This window comes from Streptomyces sp. NBC_00569, from assembly GCF_036345255.1.
In the GTDB taxonomy this organism is placed as follows: Bacteria; Actinomycetota; Actinomycetes; order Streptomycetales; family Streptomycetaceae; genus Streptomyces.
On sequence record NZ_CP107783.1, the window covers coordinates 3,158,038 to 3,176,490 of the forward strand.

The 18,453-nt window shown below is 70.8% G+C and carries 22 protein-coding genes; 6 read left to right on the forward strand and 16 right to left on the reverse strand.

All coding sequences use genetic code 11. The annotated features are described in order from the left end of the window. The first annotated feature begins 37 nt into the window (after positions 1-37). Positions 38-592: a DUF7010 family protein gene (locus OHO83_RS14140; protein WP_266674986.1), complete on the forward strand. Its 555-nt coding sequence runs from the start codon at positions 38-40 to the stop codon at positions 590-592. Positions 593-696: 104 nt separating this feature from the next. On the opposite strand, the gene OHO83_RS14145 is transcribed toward OHO83_RS14140, so the two are convergent. The 3 genes from OHO83_RS14145 to OHO83_RS14155 all read right to left on the reverse strand — a co-directional run bounded on the left by OHO83_RS14145 (position 697) and on the right by OHO83_RS14155 (position 2,793). Continuing rightward, entirely contained in the window at positions 697-873 is a 177-nt protein-coding gene (locus OHO83_RS14145; protein WP_100591202.1) for a thiazolylpeptide-type bacteriocin, read from the reverse strand. 68 nt (positions 874-941) lie between these two features. Continuing rightward, positions 942-1,118: a thiazolylpeptide-type bacteriocin gene (locus OHO83_RS14150; RefSeq protein WP_100591202.1), complete on the reverse strand. Its 177-nt coding sequence runs from the start codon at positions 1,116-1,118 to the stop codon at positions 942-944. A gap of 118 nt (positions 1,119-1,236) precedes the next feature. Then, positions 1,237-2,793 (reverse strand): SagB/ThcOx family dehydrogenase, encoded by a 1,557-nt coding sequence (locus OHO83_RS14155; RefSeq protein WP_330279571.1) that lies wholly within the window; start codon positions 2,791-2,793, stop codon positions 1,237-1,239. A gap of 263 nt (positions 2,794-3,056) precedes the next feature. Here OHO83_RS14155 and OHO83_RS14160 point away from each other — a divergent pair, with 263 nt between their 5' ends. Genes OHO83_RS14160 through OHO83_RS14175 form a run of 4 tightly spaced genes read left to right on the forward strand, consistent with a single transcriptional unit; the run spans position 3,057 to position 8,241 of the window. Beyond that, on the forward strand, positions 3,057-4,514 hold the full coding sequence (locus OHO83_RS14160; protein ID WP_330279572.1) for a multicopper oxidase family protein: 1,458 nt from the start codon (positions 3,057-3,059) through the stop codon (positions 4,512-4,514). Positions 4,515-4,557: 43 nt separating this feature from the next. Next, positions 4,558-6,222 (forward strand): class I adenylate-forming enzyme family protein, encoded by a 1,665-nt coding sequence (locus tag OHO83_RS14165; protein WP_266674983.1) that lies wholly within the window; start codon positions 4,558-4,560, stop codon positions 6,220-6,222. Beyond that, complete coding sequence (locus tag OHO83_RS14170) at positions 6,219-7,154, forward strand: 2-amino-3,7-dideoxy-D-threo-hept-6-ulosonate synthase (protein WP_266674982.1); 936 nt, start codon at positions 6,219-6,221, stop codon at positions 7,152-7,154. The genes OHO83_RS14165 and OHO83_RS14170 overlap by 4 nt, the downstream gene beginning before the upstream one ends. Then, a complete protein-coding gene (locus OHO83_RS14175; RefSeq protein WP_266674981.1) occupies positions 7,126-8,241 on the forward strand; it encodes a 3-dehydroquinate synthase II in 1,116 nt (371 codons plus the stop codon). The genes OHO83_RS14170 and OHO83_RS14175 overlap by 29 nt, the downstream gene beginning before the upstream one ends. A gap of 110 nt (positions 8,242-8,351) precedes the next feature. On the opposite strand, the gene OHO83_RS14180 is transcribed toward OHO83_RS14175, so the two are convergent. Both OHO83_RS14180 and OHO83_RS14185 read right to left on the reverse strand, forming a co-directional pair. Further along, on the reverse strand, positions 8,352-8,957 hold the full coding sequence (locus OHO83_RS14180; protein ID WP_227297853.1) for a response regulator transcription factor: 606 nt from the start codon (positions 8,955-8,957) through the stop codon (positions 8,352-8,354). A gap of 4 nt (positions 8,958-8,961) precedes the next feature. Then, positions 8,962-9,495, reverse strand: coding sequence for a hypothetical protein (locus OHO83_RS14185; protein WP_330279573.1), 534 nt, complete (start codon positions 9,493-9,495; stop codon positions 8,962-8,964). Positions 9,496-9,664: 169 nt separating this feature from the next. On the opposite strand from OHO83_RS14185, the gene OHO83_RS14190 reads away from it, so the two are divergent. Further along, positions 9,665-10,648 (forward strand): helix-turn-helix transcriptional regulator, encoded by a 984-nt coding sequence (locus OHO83_RS14190; RefSeq protein WP_266674979.1) that lies wholly within the window; start codon positions 9,665-9,667, stop codon positions 10,646-10,648. Between the two features lie 25 nt (positions 10,649-10,673). Here the strand turns inward: OHO83_RS14190 and OHO83_RS14195 are convergent, their stop codons facing one another. From OHO83_RS14195 to OHO83_RS14250, 11 genes are all read right to left on the reverse strand, one after another. Further along, complete coding sequence (locus tag OHO83_RS14195) at positions 10,674-10,952, reverse strand: hypothetical protein (protein ID WP_266674978.1); 279 nt, start codon at positions 10,950-10,952, stop codon at positions 10,674-10,676. Positions 10,953-11,143: 191 nt separating this feature from the next. After that, positions 11,144-11,485 carry a helix-turn-helix domain-containing protein gene (locus tag OHO83_RS14200; protein WP_329433748.1) on the reverse strand — a complete coding sequence of 114 codons (342 nt, stop codon included), beginning with the start codon at positions 11,483-11,485 and terminating at the stop codon, positions 11,144-11,146. Between the two features lie 187 nt (positions 11,486-11,672). Continuing rightward, complete coding sequence (locus OHO83_RS14205; RefSeq protein WP_266674976.1) at positions 11,673-11,984, reverse strand: SCO5918 family protein; 312 nt, start codon at positions 11,982-11,984, stop codon at positions 11,673-11,675. 7 nt (positions 11,985-11,991) lie between these two features. Further along, on the reverse strand, positions 11,992-12,279 hold the full coding sequence (locus tag OHO83_RS14210) for a CBS domain-containing protein (protein WP_266674975.1): 288 nt from the start codon (positions 12,277-12,279) through the stop codon (positions 11,992-11,994). Between the two features lie 49 nt (positions 12,280-12,328). Further along, the gene (locus tag OHO83_RS14215; protein ID WP_330279574.1) at positions 12,329-13,792 is read right to left on the reverse strand and encodes a DEAD/DEAH box helicase; all 1,464 of its coding nucleotides are present in this window, start codon (positions 13,790-13,792) and stop codon (positions 12,329-12,331) included. A gap of 205 nt (positions 13,793-13,997) precedes the next feature. Continuing rightward, a complete protein-coding gene (locus OHO83_RS14220) occupies positions 13,998-14,201 on the reverse strand; it encodes a cold-shock protein (RefSeq protein WP_266558953.1) in 204 nt (67 codons plus the stop codon). A 495-nt stretch (positions 14,202-14,696) separates the two neighbouring features. Continuing rightward, on the reverse strand, positions 14,697-15,995 hold the full coding sequence (locus OHO83_RS14230) for a methyltransferase domain-containing protein (protein WP_330279575.1): 1,299 nt from the start codon (positions 15,993-15,995) through the stop codon (positions 14,697-14,699). 291 nt (positions 15,996-16,286) lie between these two features. Further along, positions 16,287-16,706, reverse strand: a complete 420-nt coding sequence (locus OHO83_RS14235) for a DUF7144 family membrane protein (RefSeq protein WP_266674971.1) — start codon at positions 16,704-16,706, stop codon at positions 16,287-16,289. 35 nt (positions 16,707-16,741) lie between these two features. After that, positions 16,742-17,221, reverse strand: coding sequence for an SHOCT domain-containing protein (locus OHO83_RS14240; RefSeq protein WP_266674970.1), 480 nt, complete (start codon positions 17,219-17,221; stop codon positions 16,742-16,744). 113 nt (positions 17,222-17,334) lie between these two features. Next, positions 17,335-17,997, reverse strand: coding sequence for an HdeD family acid-resistance protein (locus tag OHO83_RS14245; RefSeq protein WP_266674969.1), 663 nt, complete (start codon positions 17,995-17,997; stop codon positions 17,335-17,337). 206 nt (positions 17,998-18,203) lie between these two features. Continuing rightward, positions 18,204-18,413, reverse strand: coding sequence for a hypothetical protein (locus OHO83_RS14250; RefSeq protein ID WP_266674968.1), 210 nt, complete (start codon positions 18,411-18,413; stop codon positions 18,204-18,206). Between the last annotated feature and the right edge of the window lie 40 nt (positions 18,414-18,453).

Sequence of the window (18,453 nt, forward strand, 5' to 3'; positions counted from 1 at the left end):
TGCCGGGCCGGCGCCAAGATCGCTGTACCCTCCGGCCATGACTACGGACTCGGAGTGCCTCGCACTCACGCAGAATCTGCGCCGCCGCGGGGCCATCGTCCTCGCGGTTTTTGCCCTGGTGTGGGCTTTTGCGGGCGGCTCCGGCATAAGTGCCGTGGGGGTTTCGGTGACGATCGGCGTGCTCGCCGCCGCGGTGACCGTCGTGGCGGTGGTCCTGGCCTTCCGCGGCGGGGCCGGTCCGGCCTCGCGCATGGTGCGGCTCCCGGAGAAGTGGAACCGCGGCGTCGGCATGGTGAACATGGCCGAGCTGGTGGCGATCTTCGTGGTGATCGCGGCGTCGAACGCGAGCGGCCACCCGGAGCTGATCCCGCCCGGCATCTGCCTGGTCGTGGGCCTGCACTTCTTCCCGCTCGCCCGCCTCTTCGACCAGTGGCAGTACAAGTGGACGGCCGTCTTCCTGACCGCGGTCGCGGTGGCCGGCCTGGTGGTCGCCGCGACCGGCACGACGATGGAGACGGTGCGTGTCGTGGTCGGCCTGGGCGCCGCGCTGGTGCTGTGGGCCTCGTCGTTCCACGTCGCCGTGCGGGGCTGACGCGGGAACGCGGCCGGCCCCCGCAGGGGCCCGCGAAACGTCCCCACAAAAGGATGTACCCATCCAGCTCCCGGCTGGATGGGCGCATCCTTTGGAACGGTGGATCAGCAGGCGGAGCAGGTGCTGGACGAGGACGACGAGGTGCCGATCGAACCGCTGGAGGCGCCCATCTCGGGGAGGGCCACACCCTGCGCGACCTCAAGGGTCTCCAGCTCGTCGACGTCGAAGCTGTCGAACGCCTTCTCCGCGTCGTCACCGTTCTTGATGTCGTTGATGCTCATGTGATGAATTCCTTCCGGTGTTCCGCGAAGTGGCTTCGCGGGGTGGATGAGGGGTGGGTGAGGGGAAGTCAGCAGGCGGAGCAGGTCGACGAGGAGGACGACGAGGTGCCGATCGAACCGCTGGAGGCACCCATCTCCGGGAGGGCCACGCCCTGGGCGACCTCAAGGGTCTCCAGCTCGTCGACGTCGAAGCTGTCGAACGCCTTCTCCGCGTCGTCACCGTTCTTGATGTCGTTGATGCTCATGTGATGAATTCCTTTCAGGAGTTCCCGGGGATTCCCCGGAGGAACCTTCCCGGAGATTTCCGGGGGGTCTTTTTTCTTTCCGCAACCGGTGGCTGCGCAATTAATAATGCTCGGCCGGTCATTCGGTGGCCAGCCTTTGCGCCCCCTCGCTGACATTTATCACGGGGGAATCGACCGGCAGCGACCATTCCGGGCTGTTGAGCATGGCCCAGCCCGCCTCGGGATCGCCGGCCACGGAATCGTCGGGGCTGCGGCTGCCCAGCAGAAAGTCGCCCACGGACGACTCCTTGAGATAGTCGAGGCCGAGGACACGGGCGGACATGTCCGCGTCGCCGTTGCCCAGGCCGCACGGGGCGAGGCCGAGGGCCGTCGCCACCAGGTACATGGTCTGGTAGAGCACACCGGTGTGCCGCAGCGTCGTGGCGTAGGCGATGGCGCGGTATTTCCACGCCATGCGCTGGAAGCGCGCCGTGACGGTGATGAGCACGTCGGGGCGCGCCTCCATCCCGGTGGCGCGCGACGCCACATGGAAGAGGGACTCCCGGTCCGTCTCCGCGTCGTTGACGAGGACGAGGCGGTGCGCGACGGGGTCGTAGTAGTAGATGCCCGCGACGAGTCCCGCGCACCGCCGCACGGTCACGTACAGCTCCAGTTCGTAGCCCTGGCCGCCGCTGGGATAGGGGCGGGAGACGACCTCGTCGCGGCCGCTGCCGTCCTCGGGGGTGTAGTGGGCGCGGACCCGGGCGACCCGGTAGAGGAACTCGCCCAGCTGCTCGGCCGTCAACTCCCCTTCTCCGTAGGAGCGGATGGAGCGGCGCGTCTCCAGGGCGGTGGTGAGGGACGGGTCGCGCCCGGCGATCTCCTCGCGCGTGGGCCGGTACAGGTCCACGGCCGGTCCGTCCGGGGCGGGCTTCACGGCGGGCTGGGGGTCGATCTCGCCGCGGTACGGGTAGACGGCGCCGAACACGTCGTCGTAGCGCCCGGAGCGGATGCGGGAGTGGAACAGCAGGTCGTGGAAGTCCCACTGGCGCAGCGTCGGCTCCGTGTCGGAGGCGAACGCGCCGTCCTCGTCGGCGGGTTCGACGAAGCCGGCCCCCACGAGGTGGGCGAGCGCGTCGAGGGCGTCGTCCTCGTGCAGGCCGGTGCCGAGCGCGCCGGCCGCGACGGGTTCGCCCAGGGCGGCGACCAGTTCGCGGGCCGCGCGGTCCACGAGCACCGCGCGGAACTTCACGAGCGGTGACTCCAGGACCAGTACGCCCTCGCGGGTACGGCAGAACGCGAACCGGGAGAGGCGCACGGTCGTGCCCGGCGCCACCACGGCGATCCGGTGCTCGGCGTCACGCGCGGTGGGCTCGATGCGCAGGAGCTCCCTGCGGTCGGCGGGTCCGCCCCGGGTGAGGACGCTGCGCGCGACGAGATGGCCCGCGCGGTCGAGGAACCGTTCCACCTGGACGACCTCGGCGGCCCGCAGCCCGTCCAGCAACTCGCCCATGGGGCGCGGTCCTTCGGCGAGCCGGCCGAGCGCGGTGCGGATGCCGCCGCGCACCGGTCGCAGGGTGAGCGAGGTGGCGGGGCCCGCGAGGGTCGCCGACTCCCCGTCGAAGAGGACCCGCACGTCGGCGCGGAACGCGGGCGCGGTCCGGGGCGGTGATTTCGCCGTCTTCTCGGTCTGCATGCTGATCTCCGGTTCCTTTGAGGCGACTTGCCCAGTCGGCGTGCGGTCGAGGGCGTACTCCGGAAATCACTGTCAGGCCGAACGGGAACCCCTCCCCCTGTCTCGCGTGAAATCGGTGACGTACACCATCGGCGGCCATGACACCCGTCACCGCGAGGCGTCGAACGCTCGGAATTCCGCGCCCTGGTCCGCATGCTCGGAAGACGAATTCACCATCCGGCCGGGCAAGTCGGCCGAGCGACCTCAGTTAAGGAATCCCCGCCGTGCTTACACGTCGTCATGCAATACGCCTCGGTCTCACCACCGGTGCCGTCGGCGCAGTGGGCGCCGCGGGAGGGCTCTTCCAGACACTGACGTCGGGCGGATCCGCGAACGCGGCAACGGCGGCCGGCGCCCCGGCCGTCACGCCGTTCGCGGTCCCGCTGTCCGTGCCCAAGGTCCTCGCCCCGTACCGGAGAACGAGCACCGCCGACCACTACGCGGTCACCATGAGCCGCACCAGCCACCAGATCCTGCCCGGCACCCGCACGGACGTGCTGACCTACAACGGCACGTTCCCCGGCCCCACCATCCGAGCCCGCAAGGGCCGCACCGCGGTGGTCCGGCAGATCAACGCCCTGGACATGCCGACCTCCGTCCATCTGCACGGCGGCAGCAACCCCGTGGAGCACGACGGCGGCATGATGGACACGATCGCGCCGGGCCGCTCCAGGACGTACGTCTACGCCAACGACCAGGTCGGGGCCACGCTGTGGACCCACGACCACGCCCACCACATGGAGTCCGAGCACGTCTACCGGGGCCTTTCCGGTCTCTATCTGCTCGGCGACAAGGCGGAGGACGCGCTCGGCCTGCCGTCCGGCCGCTACGAGGTACCGCTGATCCTGCGGGACGCCCAGTTCGACGCGGCGGGCCAGATGGTCTACACGATGGACGACGCGGAGAACCGGACGACCATCCTCGTCAACGGCGCCCCGTGGCCGTACATGAAGGTCGAGGCGCGCAAGTACCGCTTCCGGATGCTCAATTCATGCAACCTGCGCATCTTCATCCTCTGCCTGAACGACGGCAGCCAGGTCACCCAGATCGGCTCGGACGGCGGCCTGCTCCCGGCACCCGCCGCCACCCCGGTCCTCGTCCTGTCCCCCGGTGAACGCGCCGACTTCGTCGTCGACTTCTCCAAGTACGCGCCCGGCACCCAGCTCACGCTCCAGAACATGCTGGGCCCCGGACCGACCGAACTCGTCGGCCAGATCATGCGGTTCGACGTCGGCGAGAAGACGCCCGACACCAGCCGCGTGCCCGACGTCCTCACCACCCTGCCCGCCCTGCCGAAGCCGACCGTCGAGCGCAGCTTCGAGCTGCGGATGGACGAGCCCGGCACCGGCGACAAGGCCTACATCAACGGAAAGACCTTCGACGCCGGCCGCATCGACACGCACATCAGATGGGGCGACACCGAGGTCTGGACGGTCACGAACACCAGCACCACTATTCCGCACAACTTCCATACGCACCTGGTGCAGTTCCGCATTCTCGAACGCGACGGGCAGCCGGTCTATCCGGCGGAGGCCGGCCTCAAGGACACCGTGCTGCTCTTTCCGGGGCAGACGGCCAGACTCCAGCTCACCTTCGACACGCACAAGGGCGTCTATCCCTACCACTGCCACATGATCGACCACAGCGCCATGGGAATGATGGCGCAGATGAAGATCTCTTGAACCGCCCATTCCGCACACCGAATTGCTGGAGAAAGGGGGAAACATGACCGCACGATCAAGCCCGTACGTCCGCCGCATTCTCGACGCGCTCGAACGGGATCCGTCCCGCGCGGTCCTGCACCGGCCGGACGGCACCGTCACCGCCGGTGAGCTGAGCGACTCCGTGCACGCCACCGCGGCCCTGCTGTACGACCACGGGGTCGGCCGGGGCGACACCGTGGCCGTCCTGACCGGGCCGAACCATCCGCTGATGCTCAGCGCCCGGTACGCCGTGCACCTCCTGGGGGCCACGTCCGTCTACGTACGGTCCATGAACCCGAGGACCGACACGGAGACGTTCTCGCTCGGCACGCAGACCCAACTCCTTGGCGATCTGTGCGCGTTGCTCCTGCTGGTGGACGAGGAGAGTGCCGAGCGGGGGCGCTGGCTGTCCCACCGTCTGCCGGGGCTCACCGTGCTGCCGATCCCGCGCGGGGCTCCAGCCCGGGCCCTGGATCCGGGCCGGCTGCCGCCGCCGCGGGCCGACGCGCTCGCCGTCGTCGACTTCACCAGCGGCAGCACGGGCCGGCCCAAGATGGTCGCCCAGCAGTTCGGCACCCGTGAGGAGCTCGTCGACCGCCTCGCCCATGGCCTCGATCCCCGGGGACCCGCGACGCTTCTGTCCGTCACACCGATCAGCCACACCACGGCACCGATGGCCGACGCCGTCCTGTCGGGCGGGGGAACGGTGGTGCTCCACGACGGCTTCGACCCCGACGACGTCCTGCGCGCCTTCGCCCGACAGCGGGTCACCGACGTGTACTTGGCGGTGCCCCACCTGTACCGGCTGCTCGACCATCCGGGCATCGACACGACCGACCTGTCCTCGCTGCGCCGCATCACCTACAGCGGCACACCCGCGGCCCCGGACCGCGTGGAGCGGGCCGTCCGCCTCTTCGGGGACGTCCTCATCCAGGTGTACGGCACCACGGAGGCGGGCGGCATCAGCAGCCTCAACCCGCTCGACCACCGGGAGCCGGAACTGCTCGGCTCGGTCGGCCGGCCCTTCCCCTGGGTGCGTCTGGAGATCAGGGCGCCCGGCGGCGGACCACAGGTCGAGCGGGGCGTCACGGGCGAGCTGTGGGTCAACTCCCCCACGGTGACGGCCGGTTACCTGGACGACGACGAGCTCACCGGCGCCACCCTCAGGGACGGCTGGCTGCGCACCGGTGACCTCGGGCACTGGGACCGCTACGGCTATCTGCGGCTCGACGGACGCGTCGGCGACGTGATCAAACACGGCGGTCTGAAGCTGGACCCCACGGCGATCGAGGACGCGCTCCTCAAGCATCCGCAGGTACGCCAGGCCACGGTCTTCGGCGTGCGGGACGACGACTACGTGGAGCAGGTGCACGCCGCCGTCGAACTGCACTCGGGTGCCGCCCGCACCTCGTGCGACCTGCGCGGGTACGTGGCCGCGACGCTGACTCCGGAGCACACCCCGGTCCGGATCTCCGTCTGGCCGCAGCTGCCTCTGACCCCGTCGGGCAAGCCGGACCGCGCGTATCTGCGCCGGGTGTCGTCCACACCCGAGCGCTCAGGGACGGCTCCGGCGCCCGCCACCAGCTCCCCGCGCGGAGCCACCGCGCGGGACGGCCCCGTCCGCGTACGCGGCACGGGTGCTCCGCCCGATCACGCCATCCCGCGAACCAGAAAGGGCGTCTCATGACCGCATACGGCCACTTCGCCCGGTCGCTGCGGCTGCGGCGGCTCTACCGCCACAGCACGGCCGGCCTGATGATCACCCCTCTCGACCATTCGATCAGTGACGGTCCCGTGGTGTCCAAGGGCATGTCACTCGACCATCTCGCGGGCCGCCTCGCGGCCGGCGGTTCGGACGCCGTCGTCGTGCACAAGGGCAGTGTGCGGCACATCAGTCCGGAGCGGTTCGCCGCGATGTCCCTGATCATCCACCTCAACGCGAGCACCAGCCAGGCGCTCGACCCCAACGCCAAGTACGTCGTCGCCGGCGTCGAGGAGGCCCTGCGCCTGGGCGCGGACGCCGTCAGCGTCCACGTCAACCTCGGCTCCGACGACGAGCGGCAGCAGATCGGCGACCTCGGCCGGATCGCCGACGCCTGCGACCGCTGGAACCTGCCACTGCTCGCCATGGTGTACCCGCGCGGCCCGCGGATCACCGACCCCCGGGACCCGGAGCTCGTCGCGCACGCCGTGACGATCGCCGCCGACCTGGGCGCCGACCTGGTCAAGACCGTCTTCCTCGGCTCCACCGCGGAGATGCTCGACCTGACGGCGGCGTGTCCGGTGCCGGTGCTCGTGGCGGGCGGCCCCGCCCTCGCCGACGAGGAGGACGTCCTCGCGTACGTGCGGGACGCCCTGGCGGGCGGCGCGGGCGGCGTGGCGATGGGCCGCAACATCTTCCAGGCCGCCGACCCCAGGCGGCTCGCCGCCAAGGTCGCCCGGCTCGTCCACCACTTCCCCGAACAGCACTTCGGGCCGGGCCCCTTCACCGCGTCCGCCGACACGGACAGCGACGCCCGGCTCACCCCGGACCACCTCGACGCACCGACCACCGCCCCGCTCTCCCACGATCTGACAGGAGGTCCGCATCATGACGGACGCAAAACTGTGCTGGCTTGACATCCGCGACGCCGGCACCGCCACCGCCGCCATCCTCGAAGAGGCCGTCCACCAGCGGATCGACGGCGTCGTCGCCGCCGACCCGGCCGCCTTCACCGGTCTGCCCCCGACCGTCCGCAAGATCCTCCTGTTCGAGGACGGGGCGGCCTCGGTCCCCGCCGACCTCGGCGAGGCCGACCTGGTGATCGTGCCCGGCGGCAAGGACGAGCGGGCCCCGCTCGTGGAGGCACACCCCGACGTCGAGTTCGGGCGCTATGTCGAGATCGTCGACGCCGACACCCTGGAGGACGCCTGCCTGGCGGCGCGTCTGGAGGCGTGGAGCGTCCTCGACTTCCGCGACCCGACGAAGATCCCGCTGGAGATCGTCATCGCGGCGGCCACCGGCGCCCCGGGCTCCATCGTCACGACCGCGGCCAACAACGAGGAGGCCGAGATCGTCTACGGCGTGCTCGAACTGGGCTCGGACGGCGTCCTGATGCGCGGCCGCACCGTGGGCGACGCCACCGCCCTGCGCACCGCGGCCACCTCGCGCGGCGGGGAGATCCCGCTGGTGGAGCTGACGGTCACCGGCGCCACGCACATCGGGATGGGTGAGCGTGCCTGCGTCGACACGACGACCCACTTCCGCAAGGACGAGGGCATCCTCGTCGGCTCGCACTCCAAGGGCATGGTGCTGTGCGTCAGCGAGACCCACCCGCTGCCGTACATGCCGACGCGCCCCTTCCGGGTCAACGCGGGCGCGCTGCACTCGTACACCGTGGCGCAGCACGGGCGCACCCACTACCTGAGCGAACTGCACGCCGGCAGCTCGGTGCTTGCGGTCGACGTGAAGGGCCGCACGCGTCCCGTCAGCGTCGGCAGGGTGAAGATCGAGACGCGTCCGCTGATCTCCATCGACGCGGTCGCGCCCAACGGCCAGACGGTCAACCTGATCCTCCAGGACGACTGGCACGTTCGTGTCCTCGGCCCCGGCGCCTCGGTCCTCAACAGCACCGAACTCAAGCCGGGCGACACGATCCTGGGTCATCTGCCCACGGCCGACCGCCACGTCGGCTACCCGATCAACGAGTTCTGCCTGGAGAAGTAGCAGCGCCCGTACGCGCGTGAGCAGCGCCCGTACGCCGCGCACCAGGACGCCCCGCCCCGGCACACCCCGTGCCGGGGCCGGCGCGCGTCCGGCCCCGGGCCGCCCCGGTCTCACAGCCATCCGTGCTCGCTCGCGATGCGCGCCGCGTCGAACCGGTTGCGGCCGCCGAGCTTCTTGATGGCCGCCGAGGTGAGGTTCCGTACGGTCCCCGCGGCGAGATACAGCTCGCCGGCGATCTCCTTCACCGTGGCGCCGCCGGCGGTGAGGCGCAGCACGTCCATCTCCCTCACGCTGAGCGCCGATTCACCGGCCGTGGGCGGCCGCAGCAGCGCCGGGTCGACGGTGAGACAGCCGCCCGCGACGCCCATGAGGGTGGTGATCAGCTGCGGCAGGCGCGCGTTCTTGGGGACGATGCCGAGCGCGCCCGCGGCGACGGCCCGGTCGACCACCGCGGGGGTGGCCGCTCCGACCATGAGGGCGACGCCGCACTTGGGGTGCCGCGCGCGCACATCGGTCGCGGCCCGCAGCGCCTTGCCGCCCATGGTGGGCTCCCCGAGGAGCAGCACGGTCGGCCGGTGCCGTTCGACGGCGGGCAGCACGGCCTCGTAGGTCGTGGCGAGCCCCACGACGTCCAGGCCGTTGGTGCCGTTGAGCGTCTCGGCGAACGCTTCGAGGACCAGCTGGTGATCACCTGCTACGACCACGCGTACGGACATCCCTTTACCCCCGTATCGATCTACTGGACTCAGGCTCGGACTCGCACTCGGAACCGGACGTGCCGAGCAGCCGGTCGACCACGGACCTGGCCAGTTCCTCGGCCCGGGCCTCCTGGTCGATCTCGATGTGCACGGCGTGGGCGGGCAGGCCCGCCACGACGGCGGCCGACACCGCGCGGAACGTGTCCGCGAGGCCGTACGGAGCGTCCTCGGCCGGGACGATCACGACGGCGGCCGTGAGCGGACCGATGTCGGCGGCTATCTGCGCCGGCAGCCCCAGCACCGCCTCGGTGTCCTCGGCGTCCACCTGGTACGGCAGCGCCACGAGACCGATGTCGGCCAGCTCCTTGCACAGGAAGGCGGCGTTGGTGGCCGCGTCGTCCCCGCGCCCCCGATGGCCCGCGCCGACGACGGCCACGGCGGCCCCGGCGGCACAGAGCCGCGCGGTGACGACCCGTCCGGTGCCGGTGGTGGCGTCGACGACGAGGACGACGCAGCCGTCGAGCGGTGGGGGTGCGTAGGACGCTGCGTGGGACACGAGGACTCCCTGTTCGCGGAATACGATGAGCAGGTAACGTGCGGAATCTGTGGACGGCTTGAAACGTGCGCGTCGCCGGGAAAGCGGCGCGCCCTGATGAAGTGGAGTTCAGGCGCCATGACCTGGCGCTGAATAAACGTTCAACCGTGGTTCAAGGGGGAAACACCACGTGGACGAAGTCTCGTCACTGGATCAGCAGACGCTCGGCGTCTACCGCGCCATTCTGTTCCACAAGGAACACGATCCGAAGCGCCTCGCCTCTTTACTCGACTGCACACCGGAGGCGGTGGAGGCGGCCCTTGACAGGCTGTCCGAACTCGCCCTCCTCGCACCTTCGACGGACTCACCCGGCCGGCTGCGGGCGGTGAACCCGTCGCTCGGCCTGAAGGTCCTCCTCCAGCGGGAGCAGAACGAACTGGCCTGGCGCCAGCAGCGCATCGAGCAGAACCGCGCCGCGCTGGCCGCGCTCGCCGCCGAGTACACGGCGTCCGGCTGGTCGAACACCCTCGACGGCACGGAACACCTCGACAACGTCGACGACATCCGTATCCGTCTGGAGGCACTCGCCGAGTCCTGCGTGCGCGAGTCCCTCGCGTTCCATCCGGTCAACGCGCTGACCCAGGAGTCGATCGAGGCCGGTCGGCCCCTCAACGAGCGGGCGCTCGCGCGGGGGGTGCGCTTCCGGTCGATCTACCTCGACAGCGTCGCCAACGACCGCGTCACCAAGGCGCACGCGCAGTGGATGGCGGAGCGGCACAGCGAGATCCGGACCTCGCCCACGCTGCCGATGCGGCTGCTCATCGTCGACAACACCGCCGCGATCGTGGCCGGTCTGCCGGGTCAGGCCCAGCCGTCCGCGCTGCTGTTCAGCAGCCAGCCGGTGGTCCTCGCGATGCGGGCCCTGTTCGAGGCGTACTGGGAGCACTCCTGCCCCCTCGACCGGCCCGGCGACGCTCTGCCCGGCGGGCTCACACCGCAGGAGCGCAAGCTCCTCCAGCTCCTCGCGACGGGTCTCACCGACGAGGCCGTGGCCCGTGCCCTCGGTATCGGGGTGCGCACCGAGCGCCGCATCATGGCGGAGCTGATGGAGCGCCTCGGCGCGTCGAGCCGCTTCGAGGCCGGCGTGCAGGCCACGCGCAGGGAATGGATCTGACGGGGCGTCGTCGTCCGCATCGCACTCACCGCTGAGGGGTGACGGGCCAGACGAAGTCGTCGGGCGAGGCGGGTATGCCGGGCAGGCCGGGCAGGTTCTGCGGAAGGCTCGGCCACACGAAGTCGAAGGGCCGGGCCGGCGGGGTCGGCCACACGAAGTCGTCGGCGGAGGAGGGGGCCGCCTTCGGGGCGCCGGCTTCGTGCCCGGTGGGCCCGGAGGGGAGGGCCTGCGCGGGCACGGCCCACAGGATCCCGCCGAGTACGGCGGCGGCGAGGACGGTACAGCGGGTGGTGGCACGGGACATGGGAGGTCTCCATTCGCGAGTACGGTGCGGCGTACGTTCGATGCGTTGACCTGCGCCGGTCCGGTCCGTCTCGGCCGTTCCGACTGCGTGCCTAGAGATAATCACCGCGCCACCCCCACTGTCCGCATCCGGCCACGCCAGGAAGCTGCATGGCAGGGAGTTGCCTGAGGGGCTGTGTCTTCGGGTGGGGCCTAACGGCCCTCGGCCCCGGTGTCCGGTCCGGCCGCCGCGCGGCGGAACTCCGCGTTGATGCGCAGGGCCTCCTCGAGCTGGTCCTCGAGGATGATGATGCGGCAGGCGGCGTCGACGGGGGTGCCCCGGTCGACGAGCTCGCGGGCACGTGCCGCGATACGCAGCTGGTAGCGGGAGTAGCGGCGGTGTCCGCCGGCCGACCGCAGCGGAGTGATCAGGCGCGCTTCGCCGATGGCCCGCAGGAACGCGGGCGTGGTGCCGATCATCTCGGCGGCCCGTCCCATCGTGAAGGCGGGGTAGTCGTCGTCGTCGAGACGGCCGAGCGGTTCTTCTGCTGTCATCTCACCTCGTCGAGGGGCGCGTGGAGGGGGCCCGGCGCCGTCGCGGCCGCCGTGCCCCGGCCAAATTGAACACCATGCGTCCGCAGGACCGCGCCGCCGCCGGGCCGCGCACACGCCGAGGGCCCCGACCGGTTCACCGGTCGGGGCCCTCGGTACCGCCCGGCCTCGGCGGCAGGCGGTGGCGCGTCTACGCGGAGGCCGGCAGGCCCATCAGCGCCGACGCGGCCTGGAGCGGGGTGAGTTCAGCCCGGGCGGAGCCGCCCGCGGAGACCTCCGTACAGGTGAAGCCGAGCGCGGTCAGCGCCCTGACCACCTCAGCGGAGGTGAAGTCGCGCCGGTCCTGCCGGGTGATGACGGCCCCGACCTGCTTGACGGGGTAGCGGCGCCGCCCGATGAGCACGGAGTCGCCGGTGACGGGTTCGGGCTTGACGCCCTTCATCGCGTCCAGCACGTCACTGCTGAACAGGTCGAAGGGGAATCTGGCGATGACACAGCGCATGAGGGCCTCACAGGGAGAGGGACGGTCCGGAGCTGTGGACGATGTCCCGCAGCTGGGTGCGATCGGTGTAGCGGGCGCTGTCGCGCGCGGCGCTCAGCTCGGCGCGGCTGACCGTACCGGTGCAGCGGCCGTCCTCGTCGCAGAGGAGGAGCCGGCCGGCACGGGAACTGTCGAGGACGGACAGGGCCACCTCGACGGTCATGTCGGCCCAGACGTGGGGTCCCGACGGCCTCAGGGACTCTGCCCCCGAAGAGGGGCGGGCCGTCTTGCGCGGATGTGTCTCGACCAGTGTCAAAGTGCCTCCTACGGGATGGCGGGATGGGGTGGGGCCGTGGCGTGACAGGTCAGGACGCCACGGCGACCGAGGACGCGGTCGGCCGGGAGGCTCCCGGTCCCTGCCCCGTCCGCGGCTGGTCGGGGGCGCGCCTCGGACCGGCGGCGCGCCGGGCCTCGGCGGAACGGCTGCGGCGGCCTCGGGTGCTCGCCCCGCTGCGCCGCGGGCGTTCCGTCACCGGCGCGGTGATGACGACCGGCACACCGGACGGCGCCCGCGCCCCGGTGATGCGGCTCAACTCGGCCTCGCCCGCCCGGACTTGGGCGATCTGCGGGGTGATCCCGGCGTCGCGCATCAGACGGCTCATGTCGCGGCGCTGGTAGGGCAGGACGAGGGTGACGACGCTGCCGGACTCGCCGGCGCGGGCGGTACGGCCGCCGCGGTGCAGGTAGTCCTTGTGGTCGCTCGGCGGGTCGACGTTGACCACGAGGTCGAGGCTGTCGACGTGGATGCCGCGGGCGGCGACGTTGGTCGCGACCAGGACGGTGACGTGTCCGCTCTTGAACTGGGCGAGGGTGCGGGTGCGCTGGGGCTGGGACTTGCCGCCGTGCAGGGCGGCGGCACGCACACCGACGCCGAGCAGGTCCCGGGTCAGCCGGTCCACCGCGTGCTTGGTGTCGAGGAACATGATGACCCGGCCGTCGCGGGCGGCGATCTCGGTGGTGGCCGCGTGCTTGTCGACGGGGTGGACGTGCAGGACGTGGTGTTCCATCGTGGTCACGGCGCCGGCCGACGGGTCGACGGAGTGGACCACCGGGTCGTGCAGATAGCGGCGCACGAGGAGGTCGACGTTGCGGTCGAGCGTGGCGGAGAACAGCATGCGCTGCCCCTCCCGCCGCACCTGGTCGAGCAGGGCCGTGACCTGGGGCATGAACCCCATGTCGGCCATCTGGTCGGCCTCGTCTAGCACCGTGACGGCCACCTCGTCGAGCCGGCAGTCGCCCCGGTCGATGAGGTCCTTGAGCCGCCCCGGGGTGGCGACGACGATCTCGACGCCGCCTCGCAGCGCTCCGGCCTGACGCCCGATGGACATGCCGCCCACCACGGTGGCCATCCGCAGCTTCAGCGACTTCGCGTAGGGGGTGAGTGCCTCGGCGACCTGCTGGGCGAGTTCGCGGGTGGGCACGAGGACCAGGGCGAGCGGGCTGCGGGGCTCGGCGCGCCGCCCGGCGGTACGGGCGAGGAGGGCGAGCCCGAACGCGAGGGTCTTGCCGGACCCGGTACGGCCGCGGCCGAGCACGTCACGCCCGGCGAGGGAGTTGGGCAGGGTCGCGGCCTGGATGGGGAACGGCTCGTTCATGCCGAGGCTGGTGAGCATCCGCAGGAGCTCGTCCGGCAGGGCGAGTTCCCCGAAGGAAGCGACTGCGGGAAGGCCCGGCCGAACGGTCTTCGGCAACGCGAACTCCCCGGAAACCACACTCCGGCCCGTTCGCCCGTCTCGACTCCCTCGACCTGCCCCATACGTACGTTTCATGATCGGCAAAACCTTCCTGAACGCGGCACGAAAATGCACGGCACGCGTCAGGGAATTCCCGCGGCATTTGAACAGCAGAGGGAATCGCGGAAACGAGCCGAATAATTGGATGCCAAAAACATGAACGACACCCGGAAAAGAAACGAGCTGGGGCCCGCACCCCAAGGTGCGGGCCCCAGCTACGGTCTACGCGTCAGCGACGACGTCAGGCGGGAACGATGTTCTCGGCCGTCGGGCCCTTCTGGCCCTGACCGATGTCGAAGTTCACCTTCTGGCCTTCCTGCAGCTCACGGAAGCCCTGGGCGGCGATGTTCGAGTAGTGGGCGAAGACGTCGGGGCCGCCACCGTCCTGCTCGATGAAGCCGAAACCCTTTTCCGCGTTGAACCACTTCACGGTGCCAGCAGCCATGTCATATCTCCTTCGGGGCAGTGCCCGGAGCCCGCACTGTGCGAACTCCTGTCGCTGCGATCATCGCCCCGCCCGGAAAGGACACCGGAAACACAGAAGCACTCCCGCCGGAACAGATATTCCGGCGGGGGCACTCAAAGTTTTTGGGAACCACAACTGCAACTAAATCCAACAGTAGCACGCCACCCAGAAATCCCCGCAGAACTCAAATTTCCCAGCCCTGCCGCCCGGAAAAACTTCAGCCTCGCGCCCTCAATTTCTGCACTCGTCGGAACAGATATCACTCGGTTTCTGTTCGCGTGGATGGTGCGGAGGCCGCCGGTGGCGGAGGACTTTTACTGACCGCCCGCTCCCCCTCCCCGGCTCGACCGGCTTCCTCGCCTCGATCTCGGCGAAGAGCTCGGCGGCTTGGGCCTGGGCGTCCAACAGGCGTGCGGCGCGGTTGAGTTCGGTGTTCATGAATGCCCTTGAATGCCCTGCGGTCGGGTGTTCCGCTCAGTTGCGCGCCTCGTCAGCGACGCGAACGGCGCGGGCCAGGAAGTACTCGGACTTGTCTTCGTAGCAGACGAGTTGCCAGCCGTTGCCGTCCAGCATGGGCCTCAGATTCGGCTCACCCAGCGGGTCGTCGGGGCTCAGGGGACGGCCGTGGCGGGCGGCGCGTTCGGCGCGGCCGGAGGGGTGGAAGAGGAGGAGCGTGCCGCCGGGGGCGGTGACGCGGGCCCATTCCCGCAGGGCCACGGGCGGGGCGGGGAGATGGTCGAGCAGCCCGGCACTGAAGATGCCGTCCGTCGTGCCCGGCGGCAACGGCAACCGGTGGCAGTCGGCGACCAGCAGGCAGGCCGGACCAGCGCGCCCCTCCCGGGCGGCCGCCGTGAGCATGGCCGAGGTGACGTCCACCCCGAACACCTTCCCCTTGTCACCCACCCCGGCGCGCAGGGCAGGCAGGGCGCGTCCACTGCCGCAGCCCAGGTCGAGGGCCGTCTGGCCGGGGAGCAGTCCCATCCGGGCGACCGCCGCCACGTACCTCGGGCCGTCGGCGGCGAAGCGCGCCTCCCAGGCGTCGGCCCTGGGCGTGAAGAACGTACGGGTGGCGGTGTGCGCGGCGCGCGCGGCGACCAGCGCCGCGAACCGCCCGAACACCCGGTCCCGGTACGGTCCCTGTTCTGCCCCTTCACCCGGCGCGGCATCGCTGTTGCCGGGAGCGGTGGCGGCCTCTTGCGCGAATACCGTCACGAAGGCGTCCGCGGCGGCCTCGTCCATCTCCAGGTGAAACTGCAGCCCCCACGCCGAGGCGCCCACCCGGAACGCCTGCACCGGACACCGCTCGCAGGAGGCCAACAGCGCCGCCCCGTGGGGAAGTTCCATGGTGTCGCCGTGCCGGTGCGGCACGCGCAGCCGCTCGGGCGCACCCGCGAACAGGGGATCCCGGTCGGCCGCCGGACCGGTGCGTACCTCAGCCCAGCCCACCTGCGGGCCGGAACCCGTACGGGCCGCGCCGCCGGCCGCGACGGCGAGAAGCCGGGCCCCCAGACCCACCCCGAGCACCGGCACCTCGGCGGCCAACGCCTCCCGGAGCAGGTCCAGTTCGGCATGACGCGTCGGGAACCCGGCGTCGCTGTGAGCGGCCATGGGCCCGCCCATCACCACCAGCGCCTCGACGCCGGCCAGGCTCTCCGGCAGCGGATCCCCCGCCCACACCCGGCACACCCGCAGCCGCAGCCCGGCCGCCACCAGTGCCTCACCGATCGCGTGGGGCCCCTCGGCCCGCACATGCTGCACCACCAGTACGCCCACAGCCTCGCCCCAATCCGCACATGCAGCCCAGAACAGCCTGATCACACAGTACGTGCGAGTCGATAAGACCATTCAAGCCGCACAAGCGGATCAACTCCAGCCGCAGCCCTGGAACCACCTCGCCGTCGGGGCCCAGGTGGCCGAACCCCGACGGCGAGGTGGGGCTCGCCTCGCGACAACTCGCGCGGGCGTTCGTACGGTGGCAGGGATCGGGACGGTTGCCCGGGCTCCGGACAACCGTCCCGATCCCTGCGGTTCCCCTCTGCGTCACTCGACGCCGTGAGGTGCCCCCTAGAACCAGTCGGACTCGTCCTTCTGGACCACACACAGCGCCCAGATGATGAATCCCGAGATCGCGATCAGCACGACCGACCAGACCGGGTAGTACGGCAGGGAGAGGAAGTTGGCGATGATGACGAGTCCGGCGATCGCGACGCCGCCGACGCGTGCCCACGTCGCGGTCCGGAGCAGCCCGAAGCTGACGATCACCGCGACCACGCCCAGGGCGAGGTGGACCCAGCCCCAGCCGGTCAGGTCGAACTGGAAGACGTAATTGCGTGTGGCGACGAAGACGTCGTCCTTGGCGATCCCCATGATGCCCCGGCAGATGCCGAGCACACCGACGAGCATGAGCATGACGCCGGCGAAGATCGTCAGGCCGCCTGCCCACGCCTGTTTCGTCGTGTCGGCCGGCTGCGTGTGTGCGGTCATGGTGGTGCCTCGTTTCGTGTTCGTCCGGCACGCGCTCAGCGTCCGGAACCTGCGGAGCCGGAGGCGGCGTCGGTACCCGGGCCTTCGGCCGGACCCCGGCCGGCCAGCACCAGCTGCTTCGCCTTGCTGAACTCCTCCTCCGTGATGTCGCCGCGGGCGCGGATCTCGGACAGCCTGGCCAGCTCGTCGACGCTGCTGGGCCGGTCCGTACCGCCCGCGGTCTTCCTGATGTAGCTGTCGAAGGCCTTCTGCTGCTCACGGGCCTGCGCCATCTCCCGGCGGCCCATGTTCTTGCCCCGGGCGATCATGTAGACGAAGACGCCCAGGAAGGGCAGGAAGATGGTCAGCACCAGCCAGCCGGCCTTCCCCCAGCCGCTCATGGCGTCGTCGCGGAAGATGTCGCCGATGACGCGGAAGAGCAGGACGAACCACATGATCCACAGGAAGAACCAGAGCATGCTCCAGAAGACGCTCATCAGGGGATAGTCGTACGCCAGGTACGTCTGCGCGTTCATGTCTCTTCTCCGTCCCGGGCGCTCGCCCAGCCGCCTTTGCCTGCCGTCTTCAGCGTGGGCCGACGCGGGCCGGGTGGCCTCACCCGACGGGGGTGAGCTCGGTGGGTGGGGTGTCAGGCCGTCGGAGCCTGACCGGGCGAGCCCGTGACGCCCGCCTTCCGAAGCGCGGACCGCCAGGCGAGGGCGACCGCCGCCTCGGCCAGACCGAGCAGGACGAGCCACAGCCCGAGCAGCCGGGTCAGGGCCTGTGCCGACGCGGCAGGCAGGGCCAGTACGACGATCCCCGCGACGATGCCGAGCACCGCGACGCCCACGAGCACGCCGCGGTGCGGCAGGTCCTTGGAGGCGATGGCGGTGTAGAGGGTGAGGACGCCGGACACGAGCCAGACGACGCCGACGATCAGGGAGAGCGCGGTGATGGTCTGCAGCGGGTTCCGCAGGCACAGCACCCCGGCCAGGAGGAACAGCACGGCAAGGAGCAGCCCCGACAGCCGTTCGCCGTGCTCGTCCCGCGCGAAGACCGCCACGAACCGGAACACCCCCATGGCCAGCAGGTACAGGCCGATGAGGACCGCCAGGACGTGCAGTGTCTCCGCCGGCCAGACCAGGATCAGGATGCCGGGCACCAGCGTGACGACGGCCGAGCCCAGGATCCAGGTCCATGAGCGGCCCAGTCGCGCCAGCGCGTCGGCGGGATCGTCGACCGGACGGTGGGGCGCCCCGCCGGCGGGGGGTTCCGGTCCGGTCTGCGGCGCCGGACCACGCGGCATGGTCATGGCTCCTCCTCGCATGATCGAGCGGGTCGTTCCCGGACCGCCGAAGGGGCCGGCGGTACGCGGGGACCTGACCGCCTCAGCGTCCCGCGCGCCGCAGCCCGCCGGGTCACCCACGGCGGGTGATCCGTCGGCGCCGCCAGGGCGATGCGTGAGGAACCGGAGTCGCTCGCCGTTCCCGGATTCGGATCAGCGCGGAGCGCCTCTGATCAGTCGGCCCGGCCCTCCGGCAGCTGCCGCATCTCCAGCACCCGCAGTCCCAGCGACTGGAGCCGGGCCAGCAGCCCGTACAGGTGCGCATCGTCCACCACGGGGCCGAACAGGACCGTCTGACCGGCCATCATCACGTGGCCCAGCTCCGGGAAGGCCTTGGTCAGCGTTTCCGACATGAGTCCCTCGACGCGGATCTCGTAACGCATGGGCATTTCTCCCGCGAGCAGCGTGGGGCGGGTGGGCGAC

What these genes read in the sequence shown, in the direction of transcription:
- OHO83_RS14140 (WP_266674986.1), top strand. Translation starts at nt 38, where the DNA reads ATGACTACGGACTCGGAGTGCCTCGCACTCACGCAGAATCTGCGCCGC.
- OHO83_RS14145 (WP_100591202.1), bottom strand. Translation starts at nt 873, where the DNA reads ATGAGCATCAACGACATCAAGAACGGTGACGACGCGGAGAAGGCGTTC.
- OHO83_RS14150 (WP_100591202.1), bottom strand. Translation starts at nt 1,118, where the DNA reads ATGAGCATCAACGACATCAAGAACGGTGACGACGCGGAGAAGGCGTTC.
- OHO83_RS14155 (WP_330279571.1), bottom strand. Translation starts at nt 2,793, where the DNA reads ATGCAGACCGAGAAGACGGCGAAATCACCGCCCCGGACCGCGCCCGCG.
- OHO83_RS14165 (WP_266674983.1), top strand. Translation starts at nt 4,558, where the DNA reads ATGACCGCACGATCAAGCCCGTACGTCCGCCGCATTCTCGACGCGCTC.
- OHO83_RS14170 (WP_266674982.1), top strand. Translation starts at nt 6,219, where the DNA reads ATGACCGCATACGGCCACTTCGCCCGGTCGCTGCGGCTGCGGCGGCTC.
- OHO83_RS14175 (WP_266674981.1), top strand. Translation starts at nt 7,126, where the DNA reads ATGACGGACGCAAAACTGTGCTGGCTTGACATCCGCGACGCCGGCACC.
- OHO83_RS14180 (WP_227297853.1), bottom strand. Translation starts at nt 8,957, where the DNA reads ATGTCCGTACGCGTGGTCGTAGCAGGTGATCACCAGCTGGTCCTCGAA.
- OHO83_RS14195 (WP_266674978.1), bottom strand. Translation starts at nt 10,952, where the DNA reads ATGTCCCGTGCCACCACCCGCTGTACCGTCCTCGCCGCCGCCGTACTC.
- OHO83_RS14200 (WP_329433748.1), bottom strand. Translation starts at nt 11,485, where the DNA reads ATGACAGCAGAAGAACCGCTCGGCCGTCTCGACGACGACGACTACCCC.
- OHO83_RS14205 (WP_266674976.1), bottom strand. Translation starts at nt 11,984, where the DNA reads ATGCGCTGTGTCATCGCCAGATTCCCCTTCGACCTGTTCAGCAGTGAC.
- OHO83_RS14215 (WP_330279574.1), bottom strand. Translation starts at nt 13,792, where the DNA reads ATGAAACGTACGTATGGGGCAGGTCGAGGGAGTCGAGACGGGCGAACG.
- OHO83_RS14220 (WP_266558953.1), bottom strand. Translation starts at nt 14,201, where the DNA reads ATGGCTGCTGGCACCGTGAAGTGGTTCAACGCGGAAAAGGGTTTCGGC.
- OHO83_RS14235 (WP_266674971.1), bottom strand. Translation starts at nt 16,706, where the DNA reads ATGACCGCACACACGCAGCCGGCCGACACGACGAAACAGGCGTGGGCA.
- OHO83_RS14240 (WP_266674970.1), bottom strand. Translation starts at nt 17,221, where the DNA reads ATGAACGCGCAGACGTACCTGGCGTACGACTATCCCCTGATGAGCGTC.
- OHO83_RS14245 (WP_266674969.1), bottom strand. Translation starts at nt 17,997, where the DNA reads ATGACCATGCCGCGTGGTCCGGCGCCGCAGACCGGACCGGAACCCCCC.
- OHO83_RS14250 (WP_266674968.1), bottom strand. Translation starts at nt 18,413, where the DNA reads ATGCGTTACGAGATCCGCGTCGAGGGACTCATGTCGGAAACGCTGACC.